Annotated in this window: 10 protein-coding genes; 6 read left to right on the top strand and 4 right to left on the bottom strand. The window is 64.2% G+C overall.

The annotated features are described in order from the left end of the window. Positions 1 to 313: 313 nt before the first annotated feature. Both AC5ZGW_RS10600 and AC5ZGW_RS10595 read left to right on the top strand, forming a co-directional pair. Positions 314 to 1,462 carry a GGDEF domain-containing protein gene (locus AC5ZGW_RS10600; RefSeq protein WP_130229378.1) on the top strand — a complete coding sequence of 383 codons (1,149 nt, stop codon included), beginning with the start codon at positions 314 to 316 and terminating at the stop codon, positions 1,460 to 1,462. Positions 1,463 to 1,537: 75 nt separating this feature from the next. Then, positions 1,538 to 2,644, top strand: coding sequence for a DUF2336 domain-containing protein (locus AC5ZGW_RS10595; RefSeq protein ID WP_130229379.1), 1,107 nt, complete (start codon positions 1,538 to 1,540; stop codon positions 2,642 to 2,644). Positions 2,645 to 2,756: 112 nt separating this feature from the next. Here AC5ZGW_RS10595 and AC5ZGW_RS10590 read toward each other — a convergent pair whose 3' ends face one another. Both AC5ZGW_RS10590 and AC5ZGW_RS10585 read right to left on the bottom strand, forming a co-directional pair. Further along, entirely contained in the window at positions 2,757 to 3,395 is a 639-nt protein-coding gene (locus tag AC5ZGW_RS10590) for an NrsF family protein (protein ID WP_130229380.1), read from the bottom strand. A 2-nt stretch (positions 3,396 to 3,397) separates the two neighbouring features. Further along, entirely contained in the window at positions 3,398 to 3,943 is a 546-nt protein-coding gene (locus AC5ZGW_RS10585) for a sigma-70 family RNA polymerase sigma factor (RefSeq protein WP_130229381.1), read from the bottom strand. 368 nt (positions 3,944 to 4,311) lie between these two features. Between AC5ZGW_RS10585 and AC5ZGW_RS10580 the strand changes: the two genes are divergently transcribed. The 4 genes from AC5ZGW_RS10580 (at position 4,312) to AC5ZGW_RS10565 (ending at position 8,569) form a co-directional block, all read left to right on the top strand. Then, positions 4,312 to 4,995 carry a hypothetical protein gene (locus tag AC5ZGW_RS10580; RefSeq protein WP_245475032.1) on the top strand — a complete coding sequence of 228 codons (684 nt, stop codon included), beginning with the start codon at positions 4,312 to 4,314 and terminating at the stop codon, positions 4,993 to 4,995. Positions 4,996 to 5,112: 117 nt separating this feature from the next. Then, positions 5,113 to 5,892, top strand: a complete 780-nt coding sequence (locus AC5ZGW_RS10575; RefSeq protein WP_130229382.1) for an enoyl-CoA hydratase — start codon at positions 5,113 to 5,115, stop codon at positions 5,890 to 5,892. A gap of 163 nt (positions 5,893 to 6,055) precedes the next feature. After that, complete coding sequence (locus tag AC5ZGW_RS10570) at positions 6,056 to 7,474, top strand: TolC family outer membrane protein (protein WP_130229383.1); 1,419 nt, start codon at positions 6,056 to 6,058, stop codon at positions 7,472 to 7,474. Positions 7,475 to 7,597: 123 nt separating this feature from the next. Further along, the gene (locus AC5ZGW_RS10565) at positions 7,598 to 8,569 is read left to right on the top strand and encodes an amidohydrolase family protein (RefSeq protein WP_130229384.1); all 972 of its coding nucleotides are present in this window, start codon (positions 7,598 to 7,600) and stop codon (positions 8,567 to 8,569) included. Here the strand turns inward: AC5ZGW_RS10565 and AC5ZGW_RS10560 are convergent. Both AC5ZGW_RS10560 and AC5ZGW_RS10555 read right to left on the bottom strand, forming a co-directional pair. Next, positions 8,559 to 11,687: an efflux RND transporter permease subunit gene (locus AC5ZGW_RS10560; protein WP_130229385.1), complete on the bottom strand. Its 3,129-nt coding sequence runs from the start codon at positions 11,685 to 11,687 to the stop codon at positions 8,559 to 8,561. The genes AC5ZGW_RS10565 and AC5ZGW_RS10560 overlap by 11 nt on opposite strands. A 32-nt stretch (positions 11,688 to 11,719) precedes the next feature. Beyond that, positions 11,720 to 12,964 (bottom strand): efflux RND transporter periplasmic adaptor subunit, encoded by a 1,245-nt coding sequence (locus tag AC5ZGW_RS10555; protein WP_130229386.1) that lies wholly within the window; start codon positions 12,962 to 12,964, stop codon positions 11,720 to 11,722. Positions 12,965 to 13,128: the final 164 nt, after the last annotated feature.

Below are 13,128 nucleotides of genomic sequence, written 5' to 3'. Positions count from 1 at the left end.
ACCCCGAATTCCGCGTGAATTCCGCACTCCCTCGCCCCCATATAGGTATCATGGTAGGGCAAAGCCTCCCCAAGACCATGTCGACTGCTCGACCTTAGCAAGAGTCGGCAGATTAGGCAGTCTTCCCGCCAATTCCCACCCGTCGAGCCCAGCACTCGTCCGCCGCGATTGCCTAGTCAAGGTTCCCCCGATTTTCACCTGCGAAAACAAGGGAGATGGCGGGACTCTACGGACCGGATTCGGGGTCGAAAGATACCAAACCTAAAGGCTTTTCCCCGTAGATTTTGCGAGTTTTCCTCTCGATGGCGAGCGCATGGGCATCGCAGCGTCCTCATTTCTGAACCCGGTTGCGGGCGGATTGAATGGCCGCGGCTCACGGCTGGCTGCCACGAAGCTGTTGCGCCGCGCCAGACGTCGGCGTCAGATCCAGGCGATGGTCGGCGTCTGCTATGTTTTCGACGCCCTCGTGCTCCTGGTCTATGCGAGCGCCGGCACGATCCCGATGGTGTTGGGCATGGCCTACGCGCTTTGCGGCTTGGGCTTGTGCGCCGTCTACGTGCTGCTTTCCGAACTCGGCTTCCACGACCGCTTCAAGGATCACTATCTGGTCGCGCCGCAGTCGGCCCTCCACATGGCGAACCAGCTCGGATTCACCTACATCGCGCCGCAAGTCGGCGTGCTGTTCCTGTGCAACTTGTTCGTGGTGTTCGGCTTCGGCGCGCTCAGGACCTCGGCGCGACAGACCGCCCTGATCTGGACCGTGACGGTGCTCGGCCTCGCCGCGCTGTTCCTTCTGACCGACAAGCCGATCTCGATGCCGCATGGCAGCACCCTGGAGCGGCTCGCCACCGTGCTGGTCTTTGCGCTCACCATCGGGCGCTGCATGTTCTTAGGCATCCTCTCCAGCTCGATGCAGCAATCGCTGTACCAGAACGGGCAGAAGCTGAAAGAAGCCTACAAGCGCATCGAGGAGCTCGCCGAGCTTGACGAGCTGACCGGCGCATTCAACCGGCGCAGCATCATGCGGACGCTGGACGAGGAGATCGTCCGCTCCGAGCGCACCGGCGCACCCTGCTCTGTCGCACTGATCGACCTCGACTGGTTCAAGCGCGTCAACGACGTCTATGGCCATCCGACCGGCGACGAAGTGTTGAGAACCTTCGCGATCTCCATGTTCGCCAACATCCGCAGCATCGACCGCTTCGGCCGCTACGGCGGCGAAGAGTTCCTGCTGATACTGCCCGAGTTGAACGAAGATGGCGCCTCGCGCGCGCTGGAGCGGCTGCGGGTCATCATCGCCGAGCTCGACTGGAGCGCGTTCTCGCCGGGCATGCAGGTGACGATTTCCGCCGGCATTGCAACGCTGCGGCCCAACGAGGGCCCGGACACATTTCTCGCGCGCGCCGACAGCGCGCTTTACGCGGCCAAGGCACGAGGACGCAATCGCATCGCCAGTGCATGACCAAACGAATTCGCTTCCACCGTCGGAGAATCCGACGCGGTGGCATCGCCAATACTCCAGGACAGAGTCACAGTCATGAATTTGAAACCCGCAATCGCCCCCGAGAACTTGCTTGACGAGTTGCAGGCAACGCTCGCGCATGGAACGGTGGCGCGCCGGGTCGAGACCCTGCGCCGCGTGACCGATCTCTTCGTCAACGGCGCGGTGGACTATTCGGACCAGCAGATCGCGCTGTTCGACGATGTGTTCCAGTGCCTGCTGCTTCACATCGAAACCTCGGCGAAGGCGTTATTGTCCAACCGGCTGGCGCCGATCGATACTGCCCCGCCGTTGACCGTCCGGACGCTTGCCTTCGACGACATGATCGAGGTCGCCGGTCCCGTGCTGACGCAATCGAGCCGGCTCGACGATAACACCCTGATCGAAACCGCGCGCAACAAGAGCCAGGCGCATCTGCTGGCGATCGCGGCGCGCAAGACGCTGAGCGGTGCCGTCACTGACGTGCTGGTGTTGCGCGGTAACGACGAGGTGATCCAGAGCACCGTCAACAATCCCGGTGCCGAATTCACCGAACGCGGCTTCACGCGGCTGATCAGCCGCGCCGAAGGCGATGACGACCTTGCGACCTGCATCGGGCTCCGCCCGAGCATGCCGCGGCATCTCTATCTGAAACTGCTGGCGAAGGCATCGGACACGGTGCGGCACCGGCTCGAAGCCGCCAACCCGCAGCAGGCCAAGGAGGTGCCGAGCGCGGTGCGCGAGGCGACGCGGCGCGCTCGCTCCGCGCCCGCGGCGGTCACGCGCGACACGGCGATCGCCCATGCGCTGGTGAAGTCGCTGTATGAGGATGGCCGCCTCGACGAATTCCAGGTGGCAGCGTTTGCCGACGCCGGCAAGTTCGACGAGACCAATGCCTCGATTGCAGCTCTTGCCAATGTGAGTCTGGCCGTTGCCGAGAACATGATGATCGAAACCCGCGCCGAAGGCGTGATGATCCTGGCCAAGGTCGCAGGCTTCTCGTGGTCGACCGTGCGCTCGATCATCAACCTGCGCGACGAATTGTCAGGCGGCGAGCCGACGGATCTCCTGGCCTGCATGGAGACCTACGAACGGCTCCGGCCATCGACCGCACAGCAGGTCTTGCGCTTCCACCGCATGCAGCAGTCCGCGCCCGCGGCTTAGCCTTCACACTCGTCATTGCGAGGAGCGATAGCGACGAAGCAATCCATGCCTCCGCAAGTGGAGAGATGGATTGCTTCCCTGCGCTCGCAATGACGACGTGGAGGGACCGCAATCAATATCGAAGCACCTTCGAGCCGATCAGGGCGCCGATGGCGGCGACCAGCGTGGTCCCGATCGTGTACCAGGTCGCCACGAACAGCGGTGAATCATCGGCGCAATGCGATGCGTAAAGCGTGGCCGCAAGTCCCGCTGCCAGCAGGCCCGCGATCGCGCCGGCGACTGCCGGGCGCGCCGGCGCGCCATGGCGCAGGCCGAACAAAGCGGCCGCGAGCAGCGGCAGCGACAGCAAGGGAATCGAGATCAGGCAGGCCCGCGAATTGTTGCCGACCAGCCGCGTCATCATCGGCGCGCGCTGCGGCATCATCATCTCGCCGCTGATACCGGCCACGAGCAGCCCGGCCGGAACCAGCAACCACCAGCCAAAGCCACGCAGCGAAGCCTCGGGCCGCGATAGATGCAGGCTGACGGCGATCGCAGAAGCGGCGAGCGCCAGCGTCACGGCGAACTTCAGACCGAAGAACGGGTTGTGCATCGCGGTCATGACATCAGGCCTGACGCCGAGCTCGGTGAAGAACATCAGCAAAGAAATCGGTGCGGCGGCGAGCAACGCCAGCATCAGGACAAAACCCACCGGTTGTGCACGCTGGGTGTTGTCGGCGGCGATCGTGCGAATGAGCTGATCGGTCTCCATGTTCAACTCTCCCGCAGTTTCGCCGTCAGATTGGCGAGCCCGCGATGCAACGCCACCCGCACGGCGCCCTCGCTCATCGAGAATTTTGCTGCCGTATCCTTGATCGAAGCGCTGTCGACGGCGATGGACTGCAGCACCTCGCGCTGCCGCGCCGGCAATGCGTTCAGATGCGCAGCGATTTCGCTCGCGGAGGCCTTCTCCTCCTGCGCCTCGCCGGGCAAGGTCTCGGCAAAATCGTCGATGTTGACGAACACCCGCTTGCCCCGGCGTCGCAGCGCATCGATCAGCTTGTTGCGGGCAATTGCGAACAGCCAGGGCGCAAACGGGGCGTTTACGTCCCACGTGTGTCGCTTCGAATGCACCGCCAGCAGAATGTCTTGCACGATATCCTCGGATTGATCGATCGGTTGGCCCGCGCGCGCCAAACCGCGGCGCGCGGCCGCCCGCAGGACCGGCGTGATCGCCTTCAGCAGGCGATGATACGCCGTGCTGTCGCCTGAAATGGCCGACCGCATCAGGCCGGTCCATTCGTCCTCACGCTCGCGCACGTGCGCTCCCACAACGCAATTCGGTCGATCCTTCAATTTGTTACACCGGCGGCGAACTGATCACAAAATCGTGAAACGGCGCCCGGGCGACAGAATCTCAAATCCGGACCAGCGCAAGTCGAGCGGGCCGTTCGAGATCCACAGCGCTCTTAACATCGATTGCTGGAGCTCGCACCGGTCGGAGCGTGAGCGCAGAATTTTACCTGGAGGAAAATCGACGCCGTGCCCGAAAGCAGCCGCTTTGGCGCAACGGTGCCGCCCCGTTTTGGCCCGGCAAAACCCGAAGATTCCCTTTTTCTGCCCCGCTGCGGACACGCCTCGGGGTCTCATTTCGCCCCTCAGGGGCGGGCAAATGGGGAGATTGTCAGATGATCACCAAAGCCAGCGGGCTTCTGGCGGTGCTTGTGGCCGCAGGGCTGTTTGCATGCGTCGCCGCGCCGTCCCCGGTCGAGGCGGCAGGTTCGGGCGGCACGACTGCCTCGGACTCCGATAGTGCGGCAAGTGTTAAGAAACAGAGTACGCGTCACGCAAAGCGCGACACGTCGGCCAAGACCGAGTCGAAATCGTCCGCTTCCAAGTCCTCCGAATCCAAGTCGTCCGAGGCCAAGAAACCGGATAGCGCCGAGACCGCCGACGCCGCAGCCGTCTCGCTTCCGGCATTGGTCGCCAATGCCAAGGCCGAACTGACCCCCAACGTTCCTGCCGATAATGCGAGTGCGATGTCGGCGAAGGCCAACACGCTGCTCGCCGCATCCGATAAGCCCGACGAGGCAAAGGCGCCCGGTGATGCCGACGTCGTCGCCTCCGACCAACTCAACGAAGTCGATCGCGCGATGCAGGAGAGCCAGCAGCAGAATCAGCCCGCCGCGCAGCCACAGCCGCAGCAGCCTGCCCCGGCGGTCGCGATGACGACCGCCCAGGCGCCGACGGCGGCGCCGGTCGCCAGCGCCGACGACACCACCTGGGACCGGACTTCCCTGATCGGCAAGATCTTCATCGCCGCGGGCGCGTTGCTGACCATGGCGTCTGCCGCCCGCATGTTCATGGCCTGACGTCCCCTTGTGCCCGGACGCGCGGCGCAAATAGCGCCACACCGCGTCCGGGAGCCCACTTGAAGCCCACCCCGTCAGCGGGCACATTGCCGCCAGATCAGGAGAACGGGGTGGATCATGTCGACGTTTGAACACATCATTGTCGAGAGCAAGGGCGCGGTCGGCATCATCAAGCTGAACCGTCCCAAAATGCTCAACGCGCTGTCCTTCGGCGTCTTCCGCGAGATCGCAGCCGCAGTCGACGACCTCGAGGCGGACGACGCCATCGGATGCATCGTCCTCACCGGCAGCGAGAAGGCCTTTGCCGCCGGCGCCGACATCAAGGAGATGCAGCCGAAAGGCTTCATCGACATGTTCACCAGCGACTTCGCCGCTGTTGGCGGCGACCGCGTCGCCAGATGCCGCAAGCCGACGATTGCGGCGGTGGCCGGATATGCCCTTGGCGGCGGCTGCGAGCTTGCCATGATGTGCGACATCATCATTGCTGCCGATACCGCGAAGTTCGGCCAGCCCGAGATCACGCTCGGCACGATCCCCGGAATCGGCGGCACGCAGCGGCTGACGCGCGCGATCGGCAAGTCGAAGGCGATGGATCTCTGCCTCACCGGACGGATGATGGATGCCGCCGAGGCCGAACGCTCCGGCCTCGTCAGCCGCGTCGTGCCCGCCGACAGGCTGATGGACGAAGCACTTACCGCCGCTGAAAAGATCGCATCGATGTCGCGCCCGGCAGCGGCGATGGCCAAGGAAGCCGTCAACCGCGCCTTCGAGACCACGCTGTCGGAAGGCCTCAACGTCGAGCGCAACCTGTTCCACTCGACCTTCGCGCTCGAAGACCGTTCCGAAGGCATGGCCGCCTTCATCGAGAAGCGGCAGCCTGTGAATAAGAACAGGTAAGTTAAATCACTGTCGTCACCGTCTGTGACGAACCGGCAACAGACAAGCGCTGATTTGATGTGCAGATGTCGCGCGACCGTTTGTCAGTAGCGAGACCATCCCCTAAACAGTAGATGTGACCCAGTCGACGGGGGCGGACAGTCGGGGTGGTTTGCGGGTTATTATGGTTGGACGTGCCGCTAGAGTTAGCGACGTGAGAAGGCGTTTGCTTCAGACGGGCATTTGCCTTGGCGTTATGCTTTGTGTCGATTTCGCCGCCTCGGCGGTCCATGCGGAGAGCCTCCCTGAAGCACTCGCCAAAGCCTACCAGACCAATCCGGCGCTGAATGCCGAGCGGGCGCGGCAGCGGGCGACCGACGAGAACGTGCCGCAGGCACTGACTGGCTATCGTCCGCAGATCGCAGCAACCCTCTCCGCCGGTTTGCAGGCGGTGCGCGACCTCTTGCCAAATAACGTCGTTCAGACCGCGAACCTGAAGCCGTGGCAGATCGGCCTGACAGTGACGCAGACGCTGTTCAACGGTTTCAAGACCGCCAACAGCGTGCGGGTGGCGGAATTGCAGGTGCAATCCGGCCGCGAGGCGCTGCGCAATGTCGGCCAGGGCGTGCTGCTGGACGCGGTGACCGCTTATACCAATGTGCTCGCCAACCAGTCCTTGGTCGAGGCGCAGCGCGCCAACGTCGCGTTTCTGCGCGAAACGCAAACCATCACGCAGAAGCGCCTCAATGCCGGCGATGTCACGCCGACCGACACGGCGCAGGCCGAAGCGCGACTGAACCGCGGGCTTGCCGACCTCAACGCCGCCGAGATCAGTCTCGCGATCAGCCAAGCGACTTACGCACAGGTCATCGGCAATGCGCCCGGGCAATTGCGGCCTGCCGAGACCACCGACCGCCTGCTGCCGCGCAATCGCGAGGACGCGATCGGGCTCGCCTTCAAAGAGCACCCGGCGGTGATGGCGGCAAGCTACGACGTCGACGTCGCCTCGACCACGATCCGCGTCGCCGAGAGCAGTCTGATGCCGAACGTCACGGTGCAGGGCAGCGTGAGCCGCAGCCGCGACTCCGACCCGACGCTCGGCACATTCGGAACCGATCAGGCTTCCATCATCGGCCAGTTGAACCAGCCGATCTATGACGGCGGCATGGCGGCGTCCCAGACCCGGCAGGCCAAGGAAGTGGCGGCGCAGAGCCGGCTGGTGCTCGACCAGGTTCGTAACCAGGCGCGGACCGCTGCGATCAGCGCCTGGGTCGCCAACGAAGGCGCCAAGACGGCGGTCTCCGCTTCCGAGTCCGAAGTCCGTGCCGCGAACGTTGCGCTGCAGGGCGTGCAGCGCGAGGCGGCAGGCGGCCAGCGCACCACCGTCGACGTGCTCAATGCGCAACAGGATTTGATCTCGGCCAGAGCCCGGCTGATCGGCGCACTGCGCGACCGCGTGATCGCCTCCTACAGCCTGCTCAGCGCCATCGGCCGGCTCGACGTCAAGAACCTCAATCTCAATACGCCCGATTACCTGCCGGAGGTGCATTACCATCAGGTGCGCGACGCCTGGCACGGGCTGCGCACGCCGTCCGGACAGTGATCCGGCATAGGCATCACCGCCTTCCCGCCCGCACATTCGCCCTGTAACCTCGCTCAACCGGCGGCTGATAACGCCGGGGCGCAGCAAGCGCCGATCAAACGAGGAAACGCAGGGAGAAGACCAATGCTGACGCGACGCAGTATGATGCTTGCCTCCATCGCGGCCGGAGTGATGATGAACAACAGAGACGTGCACGCCAAGGCAGCCCAGCCTTCGACGCCGGTGAATTTCGACGTGCCGGCCGGCGCCTGCGACTGCCACACCCACATCCATGGCGATCCCCAGAAATTCCCGTTCTTCGCCGGTCGCGTCTACACGCCGGAACCGGCCTCGCCCGAGGAGATGAGCGCGCTGCACAAGGCTCTCGGGATCGAGCGCGTGGTGATCGTGACGCCGAGCGTCTACGGCACCGACAATTCCGCGACCCGCTTCGGCATGATGGCGCGCGGTGGCACGGCGCGGGGGGTGGCTGTCATCGACGACAAGACGCCGGAAAGCGATCTGGATGCGATGCAGAAGGACGGTTTTCGCGGCATCCGCCTCAACCTCGCAACCGGCGGCATCAACGATCCCAATGTCGCCCGTGCCCGCCTGACCTCCGGGATCGACCGCGTCAAGGCGCGGGGCTGGCATGTGCAGGTGTACACGAACTTGCCGCTGATCCCGGCGGTCAAGGACCTCGTCGCTGCATCGCCCGTGCCCGTTGTCTTCGACCATTTCGGCGGCGCGCAGGCCGCGCTCGGCGTGGAACAACCGGGTTTTCCGGACCTTGTCGAACTGGTGAAGTCCGGCAAGGCCTATGTGAAGATCTCCGGCGCCTACCGCGCCTCCAAGCTTGCGCCCGACTATCAGGACGCGATCCCGCTCGCCAAGGCCCTGATCGCGGCAAATCCCGACCGCATCGTCTGGGGCACCGACTGGCCGCATCCCGATACGGTGGTCCCGCCCGGAAAGCAGGTCACGGATGTTGTTCCGCTGTACCAGATCGACGACGGACGCCTCCTCAACCAGCTCGCGGTGTGGGCGCCGGACGCGGCGACGCGCAAGAAGATCCTGGTCGACAACCCGGCGCGGCTCTACGGCTTCACCTCCTAGATTCGCGCCGCGAGAAATAGGAGATCAGGACCGGCAGCGTCACGAGGATGACGATCGGCGCCAGCATCATGCCGGTCACGACCACGACCGCAAGCGGCTTCTGCACCTGCGAGCCGATCCCTCCCGACAGCGCCGCCGGCAATAGCCCGACGCCGGCGACGACGCAGGTCATCAACACCGGGCGCAGTTGCAATTCACCGGTGCGGACCACGGCCCGCATCCGCTCGTAACCTTCATCGATGAGCTGGTTGAACTGCGACAGGATGATGATGCCGTCCATCACGGCGATGCCGAACAGCGCGATGAAGCCGATCGCGGCCGAGACGCTGAAGGGAATGCCGGAGACCAGCAGCCCGAGCACGCCGCCGAAGATCGCCATCGGGATCACGCTCATGGCGAGCAGCGTGTCGACCATCGAGCCGAAATTGAGGAACAGCAGTATCCCGATCAAACCGAGGCTGATCGGCACCACGATCGACAGCCGCTTGATCGCGTCCTGCAGATTGCCGAACTCGCCGACCCATTCGACACGCGATCCCGGCGGGAGCTTGACCTGGTCCGTGACCTTCTGCTGCGCCTCCTGGATCGCGCTGCCGAGGTCGCGCTCACGCACCGAGAATTTGATCGGCAGATAGCGTTCCTGCTGCTCGCGGTAGATATAGGCGGCGCCCGAGATCAGCTTGATCGAGGCCACTTCGCTCAGCGGGATCTGCGTGATCCCGCCGTTCGGGTTGGCGACGCCGATGCGCAGGTTCTGGATCGCTTCGGCGCTCTTGCGGTACTCCGGGGCAAGCCGCACGATGATCGGGAAATGGCGGTCACTGCCGGGCTCATAGAGATCGCCGGCGCTGTCGCCGCCGACTGCGACCTTGATCGTGGCATTGATGTCGCCCGGCGATAGGCCATAGCGCGCGGCGCGGGCGCGGTCGACGTCGATCTGGATCGTCGGCTGGCCGAGCGAGGTGAACACGGCAAGGTCGGTGATCCCCTGCACCGTCGAGAGCACCGACTTGATCTGATTGGCCGTGTCGGTCAACGCCTGCAGGTCGCTGCCGTAAAGCTTGATCGAGTTCTCGCCCTTCACGCCCGAAACCGCTTCGGAGACGTTGTCCTGCAGATATTGCGAGAAGTTGAATTCGACGCCGGGAAACTTGTCCTGCAACTGCGCCAAGAGCTGCGCGGTAAGCTCATCCTTGTCGCGCGTGCCGGGCCATTCGCTTGCGGGCTTCAGCGGCGCGAAAAATTCCGCGTTGAAGAGACCGGCGGCGTCGGTTCCGTCATCGGGACGGCCGTGCTGTGACACCACCGATTCCACCTCGGGACGGGCGCGGATCATCCGGCGCATCTCGTTGACATAGGCATTGCCTTCCTGCAGCGAGATCGTCGGCGGCAGCGTGGCGCGGATCCACAGATTGCCCTCTTCCAGCTTCGGCAGGAATTCGAGCCCGAGCAATCGTACCGACAGCGCGGTCAAGACCACGAGGGCGGCCGCACCGGCCATCACCACTCGCCGGTTGGCGACCGCCCAGTTCAGGACGGGCAAATAGAGGCGATCGAGCTGCCTCATGATCCAGGTCTCGGTCTCCTGGATATGCGCGGGCAGGATGATCGCGCTCAGCGCCGGCGTGATCGTGAAGGTCGCGAGCAGACCACCGGCGAGCGCATAGGCATAGGTCCGCGCCATCGGTCCGAAGATGTTGCCCTCGACGCCGCTCAGCGTGAACAGCGGCAGGAAGGCGGCCACGATGATGGTGGCGGCAAAGAAGATCGAGCGCGATACGTCGGCGGACGCCGACAGGATCGCGTGGGTCTTGATGCCCATCATGGTTTCGGCGGAGACATGGCTCTGCTCGGCTTCAGAAAGCCGCGTGGTCTGTGACAGGCGGCGGAAGATCGCCTCCATCATGATGACGGTGGCATCCACGATCAGCCCGAAGTCGATCGCGCCGACCGACAACAGATTGGCGGATTCGCCGCGCAGCACCAGGATGATCACGGCGAAGAACAGCGCGAAGGGAATGGTTGCGCCGACGATCAGCGCGCTGCGAAGATCGCCGAGGAATATCCATTGCAGCAGCACGATCAGGAGGATGCCGACCACCATGTTGTGCAGCACGGTGTGGGTGGTGAGATCGATCAGGTCCTTGCGGTCGTAGATGCGCTCGATCCTGACCCCCGGCGGCAGGATCGAGGAGTGATTGATCGATTTGACCAGTTGTTCGACGCGGGCGATCGTCGGTGAGCTCTGCTCGCCGCGGCGCATCAGCACGATGCCCTGCACGATGTCATCGTCATTATCGATTCCGGCAATCCCGAGCCGCGGCTTCTCGCCGATGGTGACGGTCGCGATATCCCTCACCAGCACGGGGTTGCCGCCGGACTGCGACACCATGGTGTTGTTGAGATCGTCGACCGAACGGATCAGGCCGACGCCGCGCACCACCGCGGACTGGGTGCCGATATCGACCGTGTTGCCGCCGACATTGATGTTGGCGTTGCTCACCGCCTGCAACACCTGCGGCAAGGTCAGGCCGTTGGCGACGAGCTTGTTGAAATCGACCTGCACCTCATAAGTCTTGGTCTTGCCGCCCCAGCCGGTGACGTCGATCACGCCGGGCACGGCGCGGAAGCGGCGTTGCAGCACCCAATCCTGCAATGTCTTCAGATCGAGGACGCTGTAGTTGGGCGGGCCGACCAGCCGGTACCGAAAGATCTCGCCGATCGGGCTGAGCGGTGAGATCGTCGGCTGCACATTGCCGGGCAAAGGCGGCAGTTGCGCGAGGCGGTTCAGGACCTGCTGCAGCGCCTCGTCATAGGTGTAGTCGAAGGAGAACTGCAGCTTCACATCGGAGAGGCCGTAGAGCGAGATCGTGCGGATCGTGCGCAGGTTCTTCAGCCCGGCGACCTGGGTCTCGATCGGAATCGTGATGTAGCGCTCGATCTCCTCTGCCGACAGGCCCGGGCTTTGCGTCACGACGTCGACCATCGGCGGCGTCGGATCGGGATAGGCCTCGATGTTGAGGTGCTGGAAGGCAATCAGCCCGCCGATCATGACGGCGGCGAAGATGCCGACCATCAGATAGCGGCGGCTGACTGCGAGAGCGACGAGGCGATCCATTTCAGATCGAAGCTTTCAATAATCCGGGAATGTCAGGTACCGGAGGCGGCGCGATCGATGAACAGGCTGCCCTTGGTGACGATCTGCTCGCCTGGCCGCAGATTGCCGACGATCTCGACGAGATCGCCATTGGTGATCCCCGGCTTGACCTGGCGCAGTTCGATCGTCTTGTCCGGATGCGCGACCCAGACGCGCACCTGGTCGCCTTCATAGATCAGCGCCTGCTTGGGTACGCCGACCGCGGGATGGTCGCCCGGCGAATAGAGCGTGACATTGGCGAACATCTCCGGCTTCAGCGCGCCATCCGCGTTGTCGATGGTGGCGCGGACCAGGAGCCGGCGCGTCGCCGGATCGATCGCTGCGGCGACATAATTGATGCGCGCGGTCAGCGAGCGGCCCGGCAGCGCCATCACGCTGAATGTGAGGTCCTGCCCGACCGCGACCTTGGCGGCGTCGCTCTCGCGGACGAAGGCGAGCAGCCAGACCGTCGAGAGATCGCCGATGACGTAGACGGGATCACTGGCGCCCGAGGAGACATATTGCCCGGGGCCGGCCTTGCGCTGCACCACCGTGCCGCCGATCGGCGCGAAGATCGTGATTTCCGGATTGATGCCGCCCTTCTGGCGCAGCGCATCGATATCTCCGTCGCCGAAGCCCAGGATGCGCAGCTTGTTGCGCGCGGCCTCCAGCGTCGTCTGCGCCGAGCGCAGATCGTTTTGCGCCTGGACCAGCGTGGCCTGGGTCTGCTGATAGTCCTTCAGCGGCACGGCCTTGCCTTCGAACAGGTTCTTCGCGCGGTCGTCCTGGATCTGCGCCAGATCGACCGCGGACTTCGCCTTGTTCACGCCGGTCATCGCCGAGATGTAGTCGTTCTGCGCCTGCACGGTGTCGGCGGCCTCGATCACGAACAGCGGCTGGCCCTTGACGACGCTGTCGCCGGGCCGCGCCAGCAGCTTGGTGATGCGGCCGGTATAGGGCGAGAACACCGGAGTGGAGCGATCCTCGTCGATGCCGATCTTGCCCTCGGTCACGTATTCGGCGCGGAAGGCACGCTCGGAGACCGGCTGCAGGCTGAGGCTCGCCCATTCGGCAGGGGTTGGCGTGTAGCGCTGCAGGCCTTTGCGGGATTGGCTCGAAATCTCCGAATGGCCGCCATTTGCCCCCTTGTTGTGCAGGGATGCGTAAGCCACGCCACCGGCAACCGCCAGCACGGCCACGACCAGCGCCAGGCGCTGACGGCTAAGGGTCTGCAATTGCTTGGTAATGTCTTTGACCATGGGCCGTGGCTGATGTCGGAGGTTCCGCTGCGCGCTAATAGTGCCCAATTACCGGTTCAGACAACCAAAAAAGCGACAATTGGACGCAGGTTCCGGTTTATCTTTGGACAGTGAGGCATGAACGCCGGGTGAATGCCAAGCCCCGGGCAATTCCGGGGGTGACG

The sequence above is a fragment of the Bradyrhizobium sp. Crot121 genome, assembly GCF_059512385.1.
Note: the sequence above shows the minus strand (reverse complement) of the source record. Positions and strands in the feature narration are given on the sequence as shown.

What these genes read in the sequence shown, in the direction of transcription:
- AC5ZGW_RS10595 (WP_130229379.1), top strand. Translation starts at nt 1,538, where the DNA reads ATGAATTTGAAACCCGCAATCGCCCCCGAGAACTTGCTTGACGAGTTG.
- AC5ZGW_RS10570 (WP_130229383.1), top strand. Translation starts at nt 6,056, where the DNA reads ATGGTTGGACGTGCCGCTAGAGTTAGCGACGTGAGAAGGCGTTTGCTT.
- AC5ZGW_RS10590 (WP_130229380.1), bottom strand. Translation starts at nt 3,395, where the DNA reads ATGGAGACCGATCAGCTCATTCGCACGATCGCCGCCGACAACACCCAG.
- AC5ZGW_RS10560 (WP_130229385.1), bottom strand. Translation starts at nt 11,687, where the DNA reads ATGGATCGCCTCGTCGCTCTCGCAGTCAGCCGCCGCTATCTGATGGTC.
- AC5ZGW_RS10580 (WP_245475032.1), top strand. Translation starts at nt 4,312, where the DNA reads ATGATCACCAAAGCCAGCGGGCTTCTGGCGGTGCTTGTGGCCGCAGGG.
- AC5ZGW_RS10575 (WP_130229382.1), top strand. Translation starts at nt 5,113, where the DNA reads ATGTCGACGTTTGAACACATCATTGTCGAGAGCAAGGGCGCGGTCGGC.
- AC5ZGW_RS10600 (WP_130229378.1), top strand. Translation starts at nt 314, where the DNA reads ATGGGCATCGCAGCGTCCTCATTTCTGAACCCGGTTGCGGGCGGATTG.
- AC5ZGW_RS10565 (WP_130229384.1), top strand. Translation starts at nt 7,598, where the DNA reads ATGCTGACGCGACGCAGTATGATGCTTGCCTCCATCGCGGCCGGAGTG.
- AC5ZGW_RS10555 (WP_130229386.1), bottom strand. Translation starts at nt 12,964, where the DNA reads ATGGTCAAAGACATTACCAAGCAATTGCAGACCCTTAGCCGTCAGCGC.